Raw genomic sequence first — 17285 nt, 5'->3', positions numbered from 1 at the left:
CGGACCCTCCTTACAGGATAACTGCGGTGAAAATCGTCAGGAGCACGGCAACGATCACCATGCCCTGCCCGAACATCTCGGACCGCTCGACATCAAGCATGTGGCCGCTGTCCCAGATCAGGTGCCGCAGACCACCCAGCAGGTGATACCAGATCCCGCCGACACTGAGAAACATGACAAGGTCGCCGAACCAGCTGGTCAGGACGCCGTTGGCGAGGGCATAGGCCTCGGGGCCGCGGGCCAGCGCGGCCAGCCACCAGACGACGAGCAGTGCCGAGATCAACAGGGCATTGCCCGTGATGCGCACGAAGATCGAGGTCATCGAGGTCCACTGCGGACGGTAGATCTGCAAGTGAGGCGAAAGCGGGCGGTTCCCGCGGTTCACGTCGGCCATGTAAGGCTCCCTTCTGTCATCGGGTTCATTGCGCCCCTCCGCCGGGCGACGGTATACAATGGCATATCAAACTCTTTGTAGCCATCTTGGCAGAAGAGTCACGCGCTTGCACAGGGGACATTAGGGGTAATCTTGCCGCAGGACAGCATTTTTCCACATTTGTGATCACTAGACTTGGGCGTGTGATCACGCACGCAGGTCCTGTCACCGCCCCCCTCACACCGGGACAAGCGCCCAGTAGTCGAGATCCAGCAACACGCCCGGCAGGTATCTGCCGTCCTCGCCATGGGCGTGGCCCACCTGCCCGTCCTTCGTCGCCACCAGCCGCAGGCGCAGCGCGCCAACGCCCGGCGAAGCGGTCTCGGCCTTGTCCAGAACCTCGGACCAAGCCTTGATCGTGTCGCCCGCGAAACATGGATTGGCATGCGCGCCGCCGTTCAACCCCACGATCATCTGCGCATTGGCCAGCCCGTTGAAGGACAGGGCCCGCGCCATGGAGATCACGTGCCCGCCGTAGATCAGCCGGCCCTCGGGGCGGGTGGTCAGGTCAAAATGCACCTTGGCGGTATTCTGCCACAGCCGCGTGGCCATCATGTGCTCGGCCTCTTCGACGGTGACGCCGTCCACATGGTCGATCACCTCGCCCACCGCGTAGTCGGCCCAGCGATGCGGCTCCCCGGCCAGCGTGAAATCGTAACCCGTGAAATCCAGTCCCGCGGGGATCGTCAGATCCTCGACCGCCAAGGCGGTCTTCAACTCTGGCACGATGGTTTCGGGCGCGGGCGCCTCCGGGTCGCGCTTGCGCACCATGACCCAACGGACGTAGTCCATCACCGCCGCGCCGCGCTGGTTGCTGCCGGTGGTGCGCACCCAGACCACGCCGGTCTTGCCGTTGGAATTCTGCTTGAGGCCGATAACCTCGGAGGACGCGCGCAGCGTGTCACCCGCATAGACGGGCCGCAGCCAGCGCCCTTCGGCATAACCCAGGTTCGCAACAGCGTTGAGCGAAATGTCAGGCACGGTCTTGCCAAAGACGACGTGAAAGGCGGCCAGGTCATCCAGCGGGCTTTCGGGCAGCCCGCAGGCACGGGCGAACGCATCGGACGAAAACAGCGCCTGCCGCGCCGGATAGAGCGCATGGTACAGCGCCCGTTCCCCGGCCCCGACGGTGCGCGGCACTGCGTGCTCGATCACTTGGCCCGGGGTATAATCCTCGAAGAAGCGGCCCGGATTGGTCTTGGTCGTCATTGCTGCCCCAGCTTCATGTCGAGGTGATAGTCCCCCTCGATTTCCTTGGTCACTGCCTGGCCACAGCGCAGCACGCCGTTGGCCTGGTCATAGGTGTATTGCGGATCGCCATGGAGCTCCCATCCCTTGGACAGGGCCTCGGACACCTTGTGGCAAAAGGCCGGTGTATCATCGGCCGTAAGGAAACGGTAAAGCGTCATGGCCTCACCGCGGGAAGGGCCAGACGCCCAGCCAGGCGTGGATGGCGGCGGTCACCGTGAAGGCCACGACCGTGATGACGACCAGCAGAACATTGCGCTTGGGGTCCCCCGGCGCGGGGCGGTCCCAGGCCTCGGCCCGGTTGATCACCGCGACCTCGGCCCCGGCCCAGAGCAGCATCGACCCGAAGAGCACGATCGACGCCAGGTCGCCGTTGACCAGCAGGTGCGCCACGGCCCAGATCTTGACCGCGAGCAGTTGCGGATGACGCAGTCTGCCCCGCAGGCCGCCGGTGGTGGCGGACAGCCCGAACACGAAAAAGGCAATGAGCATCAACAGGTTGTTGATGTGCACCATGAAACTGGGCGGATACCAGATGTTGACGAACGCCGCGCCCCGATAGCCGATCACCATCAGCACCAGACTGACCACAAGGACCAGCGCCACCAGGCCCTTGCCCTTGTCGCCCATGCGGGCGCGCGGCTCCGGTGCCAGGCGTTTGAAAAGGTGGGCGCCCACCCAGAGAAGGATGCCAAGGATAAGTAGTGTCATGCCGATTCCAGTTCCGAGATTGCCTCTGCCTTGGCCAGGGTCGCGCGGGCGGTCTCGACATGCAAGTTCTCGACGATCTTTCCGTCCACGACGGCAACCGCCTGCCCCTCGGCGATGGCCGCGTCGTAGGCCGCGATCTGGCGGCGGGCGGTTTCGATCTCGGCTTCCGTGGGGGCGAAGACGGCATTGGCGATCTCCAGTTGCGCCGGGTGGATCAGGGTCTTGCCGTCCATGCCGAAATCGCGGCCCTGCTCGCATTCGGCGCGCAGGCCCTCGTCATCCTTGAAGGCATTGTAGACCCCGTCCAGCACTACGACATCATGGGCACGGGCCGCCAGAACGCAGGTCTGCAACGCGGTCCAGAGCGGGGCGCGGTCGGCTGTGCTGCGGGTGCCCAGGTCCTTGGCCAGGTCATTTGTGCCGATCACGAACCCCGCAAGCGCGGGATGCGCGGCGATGGCGGCGGCATTCAGGATGCCCGACGGGGATTCAATCATGGCCCAGACCGGCGTGTTCGGCACCAAGGCTGCGACGGCGTCGATGTCCTGGGGGCTGCTTACCTTGGGCAGCAGCACCGCGTCACACTCCATCGCGGCCACCGCGCGGGCATCCTCGGCCCCCCAGTCGGTGTCCAGCGCGTTGATCCGTACCACGCGCAGCCGGGGCCCATAGCCGCCCTTGCCCAGTTCCTCGGCCAGCGTGGCGCGGGCGGCGGGCTTCTCGTCCGGGGCGACGGCATCCTCAAGATCGAAGAGGATCACATCGGCCGCCAGCTCGCGGGCCTTGTCCAGCGCACGAGCCTTGGAGCCGGGAATATACAGGGCCGAGCGGTGAGGTCGGGTCATGGTCTGGCCTCCAGGTAACAATATTGCGCGGAAAGGGCCACATTCGTTGCGATCATGCAAGCCGAAAATGCGGCATTGCAGCAAGACCTACCCCGCAAGGCCACCGCTCAGACCGTCCCAGATCAGCTTGATGGAAATGCCCAGAAGCGCCCAGGTCACGAAGCGGAAGAACAGCGCCTCGGGCAGAACCCTTACCAGCCGGAACCCCACAAAGACCGCCAAGACCGCTGCCGGGGTCAGCATCGCGGCGACGCGCAGGTTATCCAGGCCCAACTGGCCCAGGGCAGCATAGGGTACCAGCTTGAGCGCGTTGACATAGGCAAAGGCGATCGTCGTGGTGCCGGCAAAGGCCAGCTTGGACAGGCGCATCGGCAACACCCAGACCTGCCAGGGCGGGGCGCCGGAATGGCTCACGAAACTGGTGAAGCCGGACACCGAGGTCCAGAACAGTCCGGACGCCTTGTTCGCGGGGCGGGCGGGGGTATCGCGCCCGCGACCCAGCAAACGGCTGGCGGCGAAACTCGCGCCGATCCCGCCGATGATCAGCCGCACCATCCATTCGGGCACGATTTCTGCGGTGGCCCAGCCAATCCCGGTTCCGATGGTCAGCCCCACTACGCCGATGGCCAGGACGCGCCGGTCGAAGGCATGGCGATAGGCCCAGACCCCGAAGACATCGGACACGATGAAGACGGGCAGCATTAGCCCGGCGGCCGTCACCGGATTGATGACCAGCGACAGCAGCGGCACCGACAGCATCGCGACCGCGGGCAGGCCACCCTTGCTGAGCCCCACGCTGACCGCGGCCAGCAGCGCCAGTGTCCAGAACAGGGGTCCTTCCATCGCGTGTCCATCCTCCGGGCCTTTGCGGGAATCAGCGCCGCCGCCGGGGCGTTTGCCGGCGCGGGGTCGCGCCGCCGCGCGCCCGCTTTAGCGCAAACAATCGCGCGGCAACAGCACCCTGCCCGGTCAGGCTTGCGCGGCGGTGTGCAAAGGACTACCCAAGCGGTCACAATACACGGAACGGACAGAGGATCCCTTCACCATGGCCAGACCCAAAATTGCCCTTATCGGCGCCGGTCAGATCGGCGGCACGCTCGCCCATCTCGCGGCGATCAAGGAACTCGGCGACGTTGTGCTTTTCGACATCGCCGAGGGCACCCCCGAGGGCAAGGCCCTCGACATTGCGGAGTCCGGCCCTGCCGAAGGGTTCGACGCCACGCTCAAGGGCACACAAGACTATGCCGATATCGCCGGGGCCGATGTCTGCATCGTCACCGCCGGCGTGCCGCGCAAGCCGGGCATGAGCCGTGACGACCTGCTTGGCATCAACCTCAAGGTCATGAAGGCCGTCGGCGAGGGCATCGGCAAGCATGCCCCCGATGCCTTTGTCATCTGCATCACCAACCCACTGGACGCCATGGTCTGGGCGCTGCGCGAGTTTTCGGGCCTGCCCCGCGAAAAGGTCTGCGGCATGGCAGGGGTGCTGGACAGCGCCCGCTTCCGGCATTTCCTGGCCGAGGAATTCAACGTCTCTATGAAGGATGTCAGCGCCTTCGTGCTGGGCGGGCACGGCGACACCATGGTGCCGCTGACGCGCTATTCCACGGTGGCCGGCATTCCCCTGCCCGACCTCGTAAAGATGGGCTGGACCACGCAGGACCAGCTCGACGCGATCGTGCAGCGCACCCGCGACGGCGGGGCCGAGATCGTCGGCCTGCTCAAGACCGGCTCGGCCTTCTATGCGCCCGCGACTGCCGCCATCGAGATGGCCGAGGCCTATCTCAAGGACCAGAAGCGGCTGCTGCCCTGCGCGGCCCATGTCGACGGCGCCTACGGGCTCAACGGCTTCTACGTGGGCGTACCCACCGTGATCGGCGCGGGCGGCATCGAGCGCGTGGTCGAGATCAATATGAACAAGGACGAGCAGGCCATGTTCAACCACTCGGTCGACGCGGTCAAAGACCTTGTCAGCGCCTGCAAGGGCATCGACGAGTCCCTGGCCTGAGACCCGCCGGACAGAGCCTTGAAGGGGTGCCCCTGCGGGTGCCCCTTTTTGCTGCGCAGCCGAAACCCCGGCACCGTCACAGGCGGTGTGGGTGATTCTGTCGCAACCCGCCGGGCCATAGTTTCAGGATACCGTTGTATACCCAATTTTGTGATCACAGCAAATGAGGTGTGATCACAAATGTCGCTTTTTCCCGGCCATCAGAAAGATAGTCCTTTTGGCCGCCTGGTCCGCTATGTTTGATCTCAGGTAAATCCATCTGATCGAGGGACAACCATGAACATCCACGAATATCAGGCAAAGGCTCTGCTGCGCTCCTACGGGGCGCCTGTCAGCGACGGGCGTGTTGTCCTGAAGGCGGAAGAGGCCAAGACCAAGGCGGGGGAACTGGACGGCCCGCTCTGGGTGGTCAAGGCACAGATCCACGCAGGTGGCCGCGGCAAGGGGTCCTTCAAGGAGGACAGCGCCGGCGAGGCGGGCGGCGTACGCCTGGCCAAATCGGTGGAAGAGGCCGCCGACGAGGCGCGCAAGATGCTGGGCCGCACCCTGGTGACCAAGCAGACCGGCCCCATCGGCAAACAGGTCAACCGCATCTACATCGAGGATGGCTCGGGCATCGAAACCGAGCTTTACCTGGCCCTGCTGATCGATCGCGTGACCAGCCGCGTGTCCTTCGTGGCCTCGACCGAGGGCGGCACCGACATCGAGGAGGTCGCCGAGAGCACCCCCGAGAAAATCCTGTCCTTCTCGGTGGACCCGGCCACCGGCTATCAGCCCTTCCACGGCCGCCGCATCGCCTTCGCCCTCGGGCTGGAAGGCCCGCAGGTCAAGCAGTGCGTCGCGCTCATGGGCACACTCTACAAGATGTTCGTCGAAAAGGACATGGAACAGCTGGAGATCAACCCGCTGATCGTGACCGACAAGGGCGACCTGAAATGCCTGGACGCCAAGATGGGCTTTGACGGAAACGCCATCTACCGCCAGTCCGACATCGGCGAGCTGCGCGACACCACCGAAGAGGACTCCAAGGAACTGGAAGCCTCCAAGTACGACCTCAACTATATCGCGCTCGACGGCGAGATCGGCTGCATGGTCAACGGCGCGGGCCTGGCCATGGCGACCATGGATATCATCAAGCTCTATGGCGCGGAACCGGCCAACTTCCTCGACGTGGGCGGCGGCGCGACCAAGGAAAAGGTCACCGAGGCGTTCAAGATCATCACCTCGGATGACAACGTCAAAGGCATCCTGGTCAACATCTTCGGCGGCATCATGCGCTGCGACGTCATCGCCGAGGGCGTGGTCGCGGCCGTCAAGGACGTGGGTCTGACCGTACCCTTGGTGGTGCGCCTTGAGGGCACCAATGTCGAAAAGGGCAAGGAAATCCTCCGCAATTCCGGGCTCAACGTCATCGCCGCCGATGACCTGAAAGACGGCGCGCAGAAAATCGTCAAGGCAGTGAAAGGCTAACCCGATGGCAATCCTCATCGACGAAAACACCAAAGTGATCTGCCAGGGCCTGACCGGGTCGCAGGGCACCTTCCACACCGAACAGGCCGTCGCCTATGGCACGCGGATGGTCGGCGGCGTCACCCCCGGCAAGGGCGGCACCACGCACCTGGACCTGCCGGTCTTCAACTCGGTCCACGAGGCGATGTTCGAGACGCAGGCCAATGCCTCCGTCATCTACGTGCCGCCGCCTTTTGCCGCCGACTCGATCCTCGAGGCGATCGACGCCGGGATCGAACTGATCGTCTGCATCACCGAAGGCATCCCGGTGCAGGACATGGTCAAGGTGCAGCGCGCGCTGGAGGGCTCCAGCAGTCGCCTTGTCGGGCCGAACTGCCCCGGCGTCATTACGCCCGACGCCTGCAAGATCGGCATCATGCCGGGCCACATCCACAAGCGCGGGTCGGTAGGTGTTGTCTCGCGCTCGGGCACGCTCACCTATGAGGCGGTCAAGCAGACCTCGGACATGGGACTGGGCCAGTCCACCGCCGTGGGCATCGGCGGCGACCCGATCAAGGGAACCGAACACATCGACGTGCTGGACATGTTCCTGAACGACGACGAGACCCAGTCGATGATCATGATCGGCGAGATCGGCGGCTCGGCCGAGGAGGACGCCGCCGAATTCCTGGCCGAACAGAAGAAGAAGGGCCGCTGGAAGCCCACCGCCGGCTTCATCGCCGGGCGCACCGCACCTCCGGGCCGCCGCATGGGCCATGCCGGTGCCATCGTCGCCGGCGGCAAGGGCGACGCCGAAAGCAAGATCGAGGCGATGAAATCTGCCGGGATCGTCGTCGCGGACAGCCCTGCCACGCTCGGCGAAGCGGTGATGGAAGCCATCAAGAAGGGCTGAACCCGAAAGACAAGGATATGAGAGACCCTGACAAACACCAGGCCCGGACGCGGAAAGAGGCCCTTGCCTCGGCCCTTTTCGTCGCGTTGTGCCTGTGTCTGGGTCTGATCGTTCTGGCCGCGCAGGCCCGGGCCGCCACGCCCGGGCCCGTTGCGCAATCGGGGGGCGCCAACCCCTGCTGCATCAAAAGGTAGTCGCGCCATGACCGACCAATCCCCCAACGACGTCTTCCATGCCTCCAGCTTCATGCAGGGGCACAATGCGGAATACATCGAACAGCTCTACGCCAAATACGCCGCCAACCCGGGCGCCGTCGACGAAAGCTGGCGCGCGTTCTTCAAGGCCCTGGGCGACACACCGGCCGACGCCAAGGCCGAGGCCGCGGGCCCCAGCTGGTCGCGCCCCGATTGGCCGCCGCAGCCCAATGACGACCTGACCGCGGCACTGGACGGACAGTGGCCCGCCGACCCCAAGGAGGCCAAGGCCGCCGGGGACAAGATCAAGGCCAAGGCCGAGGAAAAGGGCGTCGGCCTGTCCGAAGAGCAGGTCCGCCATGCAGTGCTCGACAGCATCCGCGCGCTGATGATCATCCGGGCCTACCGCATCCGCGGACACCTTGTGGCCGATCTCGACCCGCTGGGCATGCGCGACCAGACCCCGCATCCGGAACTCGACCCCAAATCCTACGGGTTCGAGGACAAGGATATGGACCGGCCCATCTTCATCGACAACGTGCTGGGGCTGGAAGTGGCCTCGATGCGCGAGATCCTGGCCATCGTCCAGCGCACCTATTGCGGCACCTTCGCCCTGCAATACATGCACATTTCCGACCCCGAGCAGTCGAGCTGGCTGAAGGAACGGATCGAGGGGCTGGGCAAGGAGATCGCCTTTACCCAGAACGGCCGCAAGGCGATCCTCAACAAGATGGTCCAGGCCGAGGGCTTCGAGAAATTCCTGCACGTCAAGTACATGGGCACCAAGCGGTTCGGCCTGGACGGGGCCGAAAGCCTGATCCCGGCCATGGAACAGATCATCAAGCGCGGCGGCAGCCTGGGGCTCAAGGACATCGTGATCGGCATGCCGCACCGCGGCCGGCTGAACATCCTGGCCAACGTCATGGCCAAGCCTTACCGCGCCATCTTCCACGAATTCCAGGGCGGCAGCTTCAAGCCCGAGGACGTGGACGGATCGGGCGACGTGAAATACCATCTCGGGGCCTCTTCGGACCGGGAATTCGACGGCAATTCGGTGCACCTGTCGCTGACCGCGAACCCCTCGCACCTCGAGGCCGTGAACCCGGTTGTCCTGGGCAAGGTACGTGCCAAGCAGGACCAGTTGAACGACACCGACCGCACGGCCGTCATGGGCATCCTGCTGCACGGCGACGCAGCCTTCGCGGGCCAGGGCGTCGTGGCCGAAGGCTTTGGCCTTTCGGGTCTGCGCGGCCATCGGACGGGCGGCACCATGCACCTTGTCGTGAACAACCAGATCGGCTTTACCACCGCGCCGCATTTCTCGCGCTCGTCGCCCTATCCCACGGACATCGCGCTGATGGTCGAGGCGCCGATCTTCCATGTGAACGGGGACGACCCCGAGGCCGTGGTTCATGCCGCCAAGGTCGCCACGGAATTCCGCCAGAAATTCCACAAGGACGTGGTCATCGACATCATCTGCTATCGCCGCTTCGGTCACAATGAGGGCGACGAGCCGATGTTCACCAACCCGATCATGTACAAGAAGATCAAGCAGCAGAAGACCACGCTGACCCTGTACACCGATCGGCTGGTCAAGGACGGGCTGATCCCCGAAGGGGAGATCGACGAGCAGAAGACCAAGTTCCAGAGCTACCTGAGCGACGAGTTCGAGGCCGGCAAGGACTATCGGCCCAACAAGGCCGACTGGCTGGATGGCAAGTGGTCCGAAATGGACCAGAAGGACGAGAATTACCAGCGCGGCGAAACGGCGATCAAGAAAGCGACCTTCGACGAGATTGGACGCGCCCTGACCACGGCGCCCGAGGATTTCACGACCCACAAGACGGTGGCGCGCCTGCTCGAGACCAAGCGCAAGATGTTCGACACCGGCGAAGGCTTCGACTGGGCCACCGCCGAGGCACTGGCCTTCGGCAGCCTGATGGTTGAGGGGTACCCGGTCCGGTTGTCCGGGCAGGACAGCACGCGCGGCACCTTCAGCCAGCGGCATTCGGCCCTGGTCAGCCAGGAGACCGAGGACCGCTACTTGCCGCTCAACCACATCCGCGAGGGGCAGGCCCGCTATGAGGCCATCGACTCGATGTTGTCGGAATACGCGGTGCTGGGCTTCGAGTATGGCTATTCGCTGGCCGAGCCCAATGCGCTGACCCTGTGGGAGGCGCAGTTCGGCGATTTCGCCAACGGGGCGCAGATCATGTTCGACCAGTTCATCAGTTCGGGCGAGAGCAAGTGGCTGCGCATGTCGGGCCTGGTCTGTCTGCTGCCCCACGGCTGGGAGGGCCAGGGCCCCGAGCACAGTTCGGCCCGGCTCGAACGCTTCCTGCAGATGTGCGGCGGCGACAACTGGATCGTGGCCAACTGCACCACGCCGGCCAACTACTTCCATATCCTGCGCCGGCAGTTGCACCGCACCTATCGCAAGCCGCTGATCCTGATGACCCCGAAATCCCTGCTGCGCCACAAGCTGGCCGTCAGCACCGCCAAGGAGTTCCAGACAGGCAGCAGTTTCCACCGCGTCCTCTGGGACGATGCGCAATACGGCGTGTCGGACACCAAGCTCGTGGCGGATGACAAGATCAAGCGCGTTGTCATGTGTTCGGGCAAGGTCTACTACGACCTGCTGGAAGAACGCGATCACCGCGGCATCGACGATGTCTACCTGATGCGGTTCGAGCAGTTCTACCCCTTCCCGGCCCAGTCGGCGGTGAAAGAGCTTCAGCGCTTTCCCAACGCCGACATGGTCTGGTGCCAGGAGGAACCCAAGAACCAGGGGGCCTGGCTCTTCATGGAACCCAACCTCGAATGGGTCCTGACCCGCATCAAGGCCAGGCACACCCGCCCGGTCTACGCGGGCCGCCCCGCCGCCGCGTCGCCCGCCACGGGCCTCGCCTCGCGCCACAAGTCCGAACAAGAGGCGCTCGTGAACGACGCGCTGACCATCGAAGGGAAATGATCCAATGACCGAAGTCCGTGTTCCCACCCTGGGCGAAAGCGTCACCGAAGCCACGGTGGCCACATGGTTCAAGAAGCCCGGCGACAATGTCGCCGCCGACGAGATGCTCTGCGAGCTGGAGACCGACAAGGTGACGGTCGAGGTGCCCGCGCCCGCCGCCGGAACCCTGTCCGAGATCGTCGCCGGCGAGGGCGAGACTGTGGGCGTCGATGCGCTGCTGGCCCAGATCAGCGAGGGCGGCACCCAGACCGAGGAGACCCCGGCGGCCAAGGACGATGCCGCACCCGAGGCCGCGCAAGAGGCGCCCGAGTCGGGCGGCGGCGAGATGGACGTCATGGTGCCCACCCTGGGCGAGAGCGTCACCGAGGCGACCGTCTCGACCTGGTTCAAGAACCCGGGCGAGGCCTTCGACGCCGACGAGATGCTCTGCGAACTGGAGACCGACAAGGTCTCGGTCGAGGTACCCGCCCCCGCCGCCGGTGTCCTGACGCAGGTGCTGGCCGAGGAGGGCAGCACCGTTGAGGCCGGCGGCAAGCTGGCCGTGATGTCCACCCAGGGGGACGCCGCCCCAAAAGACAGCGCGCCCAAGGAACAGGAGTCGGCCCCCGCCGCCACCGGGTCTGAAAGCAGCACCGGCAAGGATGTCGAGAACGCCCCCTCGGCCCGCAAGATGATGGCCGAGAACGACCTCGCCGACGTCAAGGGCACCGGCAAGGACGGCCGCGTCATGAAAGAGGACGTGCTCAAGGCCCTGTCCGAGCCCAAGGCGCAGGAGGCGCCCGCCGCCAAGGCCCCGGCCCGCGCGCCGGTCCCCGCCGACGACGCCAGCCGCGAGGAACGGGTCAAGATGACCCGCCTGCGCCAGACCATCGCCCGCCGCCTGAAAGAGGCGCAGGACACCGCGGCGATGCTGACCACCTACAACGAGGCCGACATGGGCCCCGTCATGGACCTGCGCAACGAATACAAGGACCTGTTCCTGAAGAAACACGGCGTGAAGCTGGGCTTCATGTCGTTCTTCGTGAAGGCCTGCTGCCATGCCCTGCGCGAGGTGCCCGACGTCAACGCCGAGATCGACGGCGATCACGTCGTCTACAAGGACTACGTGCACATGGGCGTCGCCGTGGGCACGCCCAACGGGCTGGTCGTGCCGGTGCTGCGCGACGCACACCTGAAGAGCTTTGCCGCCATCGAGCAGGAGATCGCCGACCTGGGCACCAAGGCCCGCGACGGCAAGCTGGGCATGGGCGACATGCAGGGCGGGTCCTTCACCATTTCCAACGGCGGGGTCTACGGCTCGCTCATGTCCTCGCCCATCCTCAACCCGCCGCAATCGGGTATCCTGGGGATGCACAAGATCCAGGAGCGGCCCATGGCCGTGAAGGGCCAGGTGGAAATCCGCCCGATGATGTACCTGGCGCTGTCCTACGACCACCGCATCGTCGACGGCAAGGGCGCCGTGACCTTCCTGGTGCGCGTCAAGGAAGCCCTCGAAGACCCGCGGCGGCTGCTGATGGATTTGTGAGCGATCCGGATTATGAATGGGACGCCGCAAAGGCCGAACAGAACATGGCCAAACACGGCGTCCCGTTCGAGGCTGTCACCGGGTTCGACTGGCGCACGGCAATCGAGGCGGAGGACACCCGCTATGACTATGGCGAGACACGGATGCAGGCCCTTGGCAAGATCGGCGGCAGATACCACGTTCATGTCTACGCTTGGCGGGGCGACCGTATCCGCGTAATTTCGCTGCGCAGGGCTAATCGGAGGGAACTTCCATGAGCATACGTCCCAAGCCACCCGAAGACTTCGACGAGAACCCGCCCCTCGACGCGGAGTTCTTCAACCGCGCCCGCCCCGCCGCCCCCGGCGAGGCCGCCCGCCTGCGCGCGGTGCTGGAACGGATCGTCGAGGCCCACGACGAGGGCCGCTCCGTGGAGGAAGCCATTGCGCAGGCGCGCGAAACACTTGAGGTGGTGAAGTGAGAGCGCGAGTGTATCGACCTTTCAACGGCACGGGCGCGGTGACCTTCCGGGTGCGCGTGAAAGAGGCCCTGGAAGACCCGCGGCGGCTGTTGATGGATTTGTAATATCGAACTGTCTTGTCAAAAATGAAAAAGGGAGCGCGCCATGTTAGGTGGTCCCACTAATCAGGAAGACCGACATGAAAAGCTCGACATCGTTGGCAATTGCCGGCATAGGACTGGGTGCCTTCGCCGGGTCTTCAATGGGTATTGTAGCATTCGGTGGCGGTATGAACGCGGCTTGGGTTTTTGGTCCAGTAGGAGGGATAATCGGTTGGTTGGTATCGGATAGACTGGGTGGCCAGCCCAACCCGGAACACCAACCGAAAGTCGAGTTGTCACCCAAAGATTGTGAGCTTGAAAAAGAACGGCAGGAGAACACACCGGCATTCGCAAAATTAATTGCATCTACCCTGATGTTACTTGCTTATCTTTGGAATATTCATATCACAACCCTCGAAAAACTGGGCTTATTGGATTCGTTCGTGCGCCAACCCCTTCTTTTCCTTGGTCTTTGCATCCTCGTCTCTTTAGTTTTCCCACCGTTTTTGGGCGTTTATTTCTTCTGTTGGGTGGCAGCAGTAGAATTTGGCGCTAAAGAAGAAACACGATACACCGCGCAACTTAAATGACCCCCGAACTCCTCGCCCTCACCCTCGCCGTTCTGCTGCAGGCCGTGCAGTTCGTGCTTTACTCGGCCCTTGCGCAGAAACAGGTGGGCAGTGACTATGCCGCCTCGCCCCGCGACGTGCCGCGTCAGCTGACCGGCACGGCGGGCCGCGCGCAGCGGGCGCTGAATAACCATTTTGAGAGTCTTGCCCTCTTTACGCCTGCGGTTCTGGTGATAACCCTCGCCGACCAGAGCACCGCTTTCACCGCGGCCTGCGCCTGGGTCTACCTGGCGGCGCGCGTCCTTTACGTGCCCGCCTATCTGCTGGGCTGGGTCCCGTGGCGCAGCCTCATCTGGGCCTTGGGTTTTCTTGCAACCATTGCGCTGCTTCTGGCAGCCTTGATCTGATCGCGGCGCAGCCCGCACCAATAACAAAGGAACACCCCTCATGGCATCCTATGACGTCATAATCATCGGCTCCGGCCCCGGCGGCTATGTCTGCGCGATCCGCTGTGCGCAACTGGGCCTGAAAACGGCTGTGGTCGAGGGGCGCGAGACGCTGGGCGGCACCTGCCTGAACGTGGGCTGCATCCCGTCAAAGGCGCTGCTGCATGCCACGCACATGCTGCACGAGGCCGAGCACAACTTTACCGAGATGGGCCTGAAGGGCAAAAGCCCCTCCGTCGACTGGACTCAGATGATGGCCTACAAGGAAAAGACCATCGGCCAGAACACCCAGGGCATCGAATACCTGTTCAAGAAGAACAAGATCGACTGGCTCAAGGGCTGGGGGTCGATCCCCGAGGCCGGCAAGGTCAAGGTCGGCGACGACACCCATGAGGCCAAGAACATCATCATCGCCAGCGGCTCCGACGTGGCCAGCCTGCCCGGTGTCGAGATCGACGAGGACACCGTGGTCTCCTCGACCGGGGCGCTGAGCCTCAAGAAGCCACCAAAGAAACTGGTGGTGATCGGCGCCGGTGTCATCGGGCTGGAACTTGGCAGCGTCTACCAGCGACTTGGCGCCGAGGTGACGGTGATCGAATACCTCGACACCATCACACCGGGCATGGACGCCGAGGTGCAGAAGGCGTTTCAGAAACTGCTGAAGAAGCAGGGGATGGACTTCATCATGGGCGCCGCCGTGCAGGGGGTCGAGACGCTCAAGACCAAGGCCAAGGTGACTTACAAGCTGCGCAAGGACGACAGCGAGCATATGCTGGACGCCGATACCGTTCTGGTCGCCACGGGCCGCAAGCCCTATACTGACGGGCTGGGGCTGGAGGCGTTGGGCGTCGAGATGAGCGATCGCGGCCAAATCAAGACCGACGCGCATTTCGCCACGAACGTCTCGGGCATCTATGCCATCGGCGATGCCATCGCCGGGCCCATGCTGGCCCACAAGGCCGAGGATGACGGCATGGCCTGCGCCGAGACCCTCGCCGGCCAGGTCGGGCACGTGGACTACAACCTTGTGCCGGGCGTGATCTACACCCACCCCGAGGTGGCCAACGTCGGGCAGACCGAGGCACAACTCAAGGAGGCCGGCCGCGCCTACAAGGTCGGCAAGTTTAACTTCATGGGCAATGGCCGGGCCAAGGCGAATTTCGCCGCCGACGGCTTCGTCAAGATCCTGGCCGACACGGAAACCGACCGCATCCTGGGCTGCCACATCATCGGCCCCATGGCGGGCGACCTGATCCACGAGGTCTGCGTGGCCATGGAATTCGGCGCGGCGGCCGAGGACCTGGCACGCACCAGCCACGCCCATCCGACATACTCCGAAGCCGTGCGCGAGGCGGCCCTGGCCTGCGGCGACGGGCCGATCCACAGCTAGGGCTGGCTGTCGCGCGCCAACGGGGCTCCGCCGTGTGCCGGGGCCCTTTTTCCTTTGCCGCACAGTCCCCTGCCCTGCTCTTGCAGCCGGGGCGCATCGGCCCCACAAATCGCCGCCTCGGGGCCAAAAACCTGCCCCAATGGGGGTTCATCTGTTTGGACGTTGTGTGCGAAGCGGGGAAAGACCTATGCCAGCAGCCATCGTCCGTTTTTTCCCCGCCTTGGCCCTAGTGCTGGCTCTGGCGCCCCCGGCCGAGGCGGGCCTCGCTGACCTCTGGGCGCAAGGGCCTGCCCCCCTTGCGCGGGCTGTCATCGTCGATCACACGGGGCCGGTCCTTGTCGGCCTCGGCGGCCTTGTCGCACTGCTGGCTTGGCGGATCCGCACAGGCCGCAAGCGGCGGCAGCGCAGGGTCTCGGACGCGCTGGCGCTCAATGCGCTGGCGGCGATGACCCATGTCGCGATTTCCGATGGCAATATGGATGACCGCGCGATCAGCCGTATCGCGGCAATCCTGGCGCGTCTGACCGGGCGGGCCTACGCGCCGAGCCGGGTGCGCGACATGATCGAGCAGGTGCAGGCGCATATCGCCGACGTTGATGCCCTGGGCGCGGGCCTGACCGAGGCCGAGAGCCGGATCGTTCTGGAATCCGCGCTGCGCCTTGCCGTGGCCGATGGTCAGATCCGCCCCGGGGCCTACCGGCGGGTCAGTCAGATCGCGCACCGGTTGCGCATCGGTGGGGCAGACTTTCGCGACGCCCTTGAAACGGTCTCCGCGACCCTGAACGAGGACGCCCGCGCGGTCTGATCAGACCTTGAGCATCCGCAGGCCCTGCGTGGCATCGCTGCGCACGGCCAGGCGCAGGCCGGGTTCATCCCCGGCCTTGAGCGCGGCCAGGATCAGCTTGTGGTTATGCGGTGGTTCGGTCCGGCGCAGCTGGCCATAGAGCTTGGACATGGTCGGGCCCAGTTGCAGCCAGACGGTCTCGGCGATGGCCAGCATGGCCGGGGCCTGCGACCGCAGGTATAGTGTGCGATGGAACTCGAGGTTGAGGCGAATGTAACCGCTGGCATCGTGCCGGGCGATCATCTGCCGGACACGGTGGTTGATCTCTTCCAGCCGCTCGATCAGCGCCAGATGGGCCCGCGGCAGGGCGCGGCTGGCCAGTTCCGGCTCCAGCAGGGCCCGCAGGGCGGCCAGTTCCTCGATCCGTTCGTTCGACAACTCGGGCGTGAAGACCCGCCCCGAAGAGGACAGCGACAGCGCGCCTTCGGCCACCAGACGGCGCACCGCCTCGCGCGCGGGAGTCATAGAGACGCCGAAATCCTTGCCGATGCCGCGCAGGGTCAGGTGCTGGCCCGGGTGCATCTCGCCATGCAGGATGCGCAACCGCAGCGCCCGGTAGACCCTGTCATGGGCGGCGCCGGTGGGTTCGGTGGCCTTGGAGTGAATGAGCATGCGCCCATGTGATCACAAATCCGGATGCGGTCAACCGGCCCCGTTACTCGAAACGGATACGGTGCAGCGACGCGCCCTCGTCTCGCAGCCACCGCCGGGGGCCGGCGTGGCCGGGAAAGAGCCGGTCCACCACCGCCCAGAAGGCCGGTGAATGGTCCATATGCGCCAGATGCGCCACCTCGTGGGCCGCGACATAGTCCAACACCGCGTCAGGTGCCATGATCAGACGCCAAGAAAACATCAGATCCCCGCGGGGCGAACAGGACCCCCAGCGCGAGCGCGTGTCGCGCAGGGTGATCCGGCCGTAATCGCGGCCCAACGCAGCGGCATGCCGATCACAGGCCGCGACCAGCGCGTCCCGCGCGCGGGTCTTGAAAAACCCCGCCAGCCGCGGGCCCAGCCGGTCGGCATCCGGCGGGGCAAGCAGCCTCTCGCCGTCCTGCAGCACGCCGCGCCCCGTGCCCGGCGCAAGGATCAGCGACTCACCGCGGTAGGGCAGTGCCTGCCCGAAGGCCGGGCGCTGTTCGGGGACGACACTGGCCAGTTGCGCGCGCAGCCAGCCCGCCCGGTCCTGCACGAAGGCGCGG

The 17285-nt window shown here is 64.9% G+C and carries 19 protein-coding genes; 11 read left to right on the top strand and 8 right to left on the bottom strand.

All coding sequences use genetic code 11. The features are described 5' to 3' along the window. Positions 1–10 precede the first annotated feature (10 nt). The 6 genes from sdhC to ACH107_RS05215 all read right to left on the bottom strand — a co-directional run bounded on the left by sdhC (position 11) and on the right by ACH107_RS05215 (position 4080). The gene (sdhC, locus tag ACH107_RS05240) at positions 11–394 is read right to left on the bottom strand and encodes a succinate dehydrogenase, cytochrome b556 subunit (protein WP_310690824.1); all 384 of its coding nucleotides are present in this window, start codon (positions 392–394) and stop codon (positions 11–13) included. Between the two features lie 216 nt (positions 395–610). Continuing rightward, complete coding sequence (locus tag ACH107_RS05235) at positions 611–1642, bottom strand: MaoC family dehydratase (protein ID WP_310690823.1); 1032 nt, start codon at positions 1640–1642, stop codon at positions 611–613. Then, positions 1639–1842, bottom strand: a complete 204-nt coding sequence (locus tag ACH107_RS05230; protein ID WP_412504941.1) for a DUF1737 domain-containing protein — start codon at positions 1840–1842, stop codon at positions 1639–1641. Before ACH107_RS05230 ends, ACH107_RS05235 begins: the two co-directional genes overlap by 4 nt. A gap of 4 nt (positions 1843–1846) precedes the next feature. Next, positions 1847–2392, bottom strand: a complete 546-nt coding sequence (locus ACH107_RS05225) for an NnrU family protein (protein ID WP_412504940.1) — start codon at positions 2390–2392, stop codon at positions 1847–1849. Beyond that, the gene (locus ACH107_RS05220) at positions 2389–3237 is read right to left on the bottom strand and encodes an HpcH/HpaI aldolase/citrate lyase family protein (protein WP_412504939.1); all 849 of its coding nucleotides are present in this window, start codon (positions 3235–3237) and stop codon (positions 2389–2391) included. The genes ACH107_RS05225 and ACH107_RS05220 overlap by 4 nt, the downstream gene beginning before the upstream one ends. A gap of 87 nt (positions 3238–3324) precedes the next feature. Continuing rightward, positions 3325–4080, bottom strand: coding sequence for a sulfite exporter TauE/SafE family protein (locus ACH107_RS05215; RefSeq protein ID WP_310690819.1), 756 nt, complete (start codon positions 4078–4080; stop codon positions 3325–3327). 202 nt (positions 4081–4282) lie between these two features. Between ACH107_RS05215 and mdh the strand changes: the two genes are divergently transcribed. The 11 genes from mdh (at position 4283) to ACH107_RS05160 (ending at position 16047) form a co-directional block, all read left to right on the top strand. After that, complete coding sequence (gene mdh, locus ACH107_RS05210; protein ID WP_412504938.1) at positions 4283–5245, top strand: malate dehydrogenase; 963 nt, start codon at positions 4283–4285, stop codon at positions 5243–5245. Between the two features lie 276 nt (positions 5246–5521). Further along, a complete protein-coding gene (sucC, locus tag ACH107_RS05205) occupies positions 5522–6715 on the top strand; it encodes an ADP-forming succinate--CoA ligase subunit beta (RefSeq protein ID WP_310690817.1) in 1194 nt (397 codons plus the stop codon). A gap of 4 nt (positions 6716–6719) precedes the next feature. Further along, on the top strand, positions 6720–7607 hold the full coding sequence (gene sucD, locus ACH107_RS05200; protein WP_412504937.1) for a succinate--CoA ligase subunit alpha: 888 nt from the start codon (positions 6720–6722) through the stop codon (positions 7605–7607). 201 nt (positions 7608–7808) lie between these two features. Then, entirely contained in the window at positions 7809–10772 is a 2964-nt protein-coding gene (locus tag ACH107_RS05195; protein WP_310690815.1) for a 2-oxoglutarate dehydrogenase E1 component, read from the top strand. 4 nt (positions 10773–10776) lie between these two features. Continuing rightward, on the top strand, positions 10777–12297 hold the full coding sequence (odhB, locus tag ACH107_RS05190) for a 2-oxoglutarate dehydrogenase complex dihydrolipoyllysine-residue succinyltransferase (RefSeq protein ID WP_412504936.1): 1521 nt from the start codon (positions 10777–10779) through the stop codon (positions 12295–12297). Continuing rightward, positions 12294–12554: a BrnT family toxin gene (locus ACH107_RS05185; protein ID WP_412504935.1), complete on the top strand. Its 261-nt coding sequence runs from the start codon at positions 12294–12296 to the stop codon at positions 12552–12554. The genes odhB and ACH107_RS05185 overlap by 4 nt, the downstream gene beginning before the upstream one ends. Then, complete coding sequence (locus ACH107_RS05180) at positions 12551–12757, top strand: hypothetical protein (protein WP_412504934.1); 207 nt, start codon at positions 12551–12553, stop codon at positions 12755–12757. The genes ACH107_RS05185 and ACH107_RS05180 overlap by 4 nt, the downstream gene beginning before the upstream one ends. A 178-nt stretch (positions 12758–12935) precedes the next feature. After that, entirely contained in the window at positions 12936–13427 is a 492-nt protein-coding gene (locus ACH107_RS05175) for a hypothetical protein (RefSeq protein ID WP_412504933.1), read from the top strand. Next, a complete protein-coding gene (locus ACH107_RS05170; RefSeq protein WP_412504932.1) occupies positions 13424–13813 on the top strand; it encodes an MAPEG family protein in 390 nt (129 codons plus the stop codon). Before ACH107_RS05175 ends, ACH107_RS05170 begins: the two co-directional genes overlap by 4 nt. Positions 13814–13853: 40 nt before the next feature. After that, positions 13854–15242, top strand: coding sequence for a dihydrolipoyl dehydrogenase (gene lpdA / locus ACH107_RS05165; RefSeq protein ID WP_412504931.1), 1389 nt, complete (start codon positions 13854–13856; stop codon positions 15240–15242). 187 nt (positions 15243–15429) lie between these two features. Continuing rightward, positions 15430–16047, top strand: coding sequence for a TerB family tellurite resistance protein (locus ACH107_RS05160; protein WP_412504930.1), 618 nt, complete (start codon positions 15430–15432; stop codon positions 16045–16047). On the opposite strand, the gene ACH107_RS05155 is transcribed toward ACH107_RS05160, so the two are convergent. Both ACH107_RS05155 and ACH107_RS05150 read right to left on the bottom strand, forming a co-directional pair. Further along, positions 16048–16698, bottom strand: coding sequence for a GntR family transcriptional regulator (locus ACH107_RS05155; protein WP_310692232.1), 651 nt, complete (start codon positions 16696–16698; stop codon positions 16048–16050). A 43-nt stretch (positions 16699–16741) separates the two neighbouring features. Next, a partial coding sequence (locus ACH107_RS05150; RefSeq protein ID WP_412504929.1) for a M48 family metallopeptidase occupies positions 16742–17285 on the bottom strand: 544 nt, incomplete at its 5' end.

Source organism: Roseovarius halophilus (ex Wu et al. 2025) (genome assembly GCF_047086965.1).
Note: the sequence above shows the minus strand (reverse complement) of the source record. Positions and strands in the feature narration are given on the sequence as shown.

Excerpts from the sequence above, each read along its gene's own strand:
- ACH107_RS05230 (WP_412504941.1), bottom strand. The coding sequence starts at position 1,842 with ATGACGCTTTACCGTTTCCTTACGGCCGATGATACACCGGCCTTTTGC.
- ACH107_RS05215 (WP_310690819.1), bottom strand. The coding sequence starts at position 4,080 with ATGGAAGGACCCCTGTTCTGGACACTGGCGCTGCTGGCCGCGGTCAGC.
- sucD (WP_412504937.1), top strand. The coding sequence starts at position 6,720 with ATGGCAATCCTCATCGACGAAAACACCAAAGTGATCTGCCAGGGCCTG.
- ACH107_RS05220 (WP_412504939.1), bottom strand. The coding sequence starts at position 3,237 with ATGACCCGACCTCACCGCTCGGCCCTGTATATTCCCGGCTCCAAGGCT.
- lpdA (WP_412504931.1), top strand. The coding sequence starts at position 13,854 with ATGGCATCCTATGACGTCATAATCATCGGCTCCGGCCCCGGCGGCTAT.
- ACH107_RS05155 (WP_310692232.1), bottom strand. The coding sequence starts at position 16,698 with ATGCTCATTCACTCCAAGGCCACCGAACCCACCGGCGCCGCCCATGAC.
- odhB (WP_412504936.1), top strand. The coding sequence starts at position 10,777 with ATGACCGAAGTCCGTGTTCCCACCCTGGGCGAAAGCGTCACCGAAGCC.
- sucC (WP_310690817.1), top strand. The coding sequence starts at position 5,522 with ATGAACATCCACGAATATCAGGCAAAGGCTCTGCTGCGCTCCTACGGG.
- sdhC (WP_310690824.1), bottom strand. The coding sequence starts at position 394 with ATGGCCGACGTGAACCGCGGGAACCGCCCGCTTTCGCCTCACTTGCAG.
- ACH107_RS05160 (WP_412504930.1), top strand. The coding sequence starts at position 15,430 with ATGCCAGCAGCCATCGTCCGTTTTTTCCCCGCCTTGGCCCTAGTGCTG.
- mdh (WP_412504938.1), top strand. The coding sequence starts at position 4,283 with ATGGCCAGACCCAAAATTGCCCTTATCGGCGCCGGTCAGATCGGCGGC.
- ACH107_RS05180 (WP_412504934.1), top strand. The coding sequence starts at position 12,551 with ATGAGCATACGTCCCAAGCCACCCGAAGACTTCGACGAGAACCCGCCC.
- ACH107_RS05175 (WP_412504933.1), top strand. The coding sequence starts at position 12,936 with ATGAAAAGCTCGACATCGTTGGCAATTGCCGGCATAGGACTGGGTGCC.
- ACH107_RS05235 (WP_310690823.1), bottom strand. The coding sequence starts at position 1,642 with ATGACGACCAAGACCAATCCGGGCCGCTTCTTCGAGGATTATACCCCG.
- ACH107_RS05225 (WP_412504940.1), bottom strand. The coding sequence starts at position 2,392 with ATGACACTACTTATCCTTGGCATCCTTCTCTGGGTGGGCGCCCACCTT.
- ACH107_RS05195 (WP_310690815.1), top strand. The coding sequence starts at position 7,809 with ATGACCGACCAATCCCCCAACGACGTCTTCCATGCCTCCAGCTTCATG.
- ACH107_RS05170 (WP_412504932.1), top strand. The coding sequence starts at position 13,424 with ATGACCCCCGAACTCCTCGCCCTCACCCTCGCCGTTCTGCTGCAGGCC.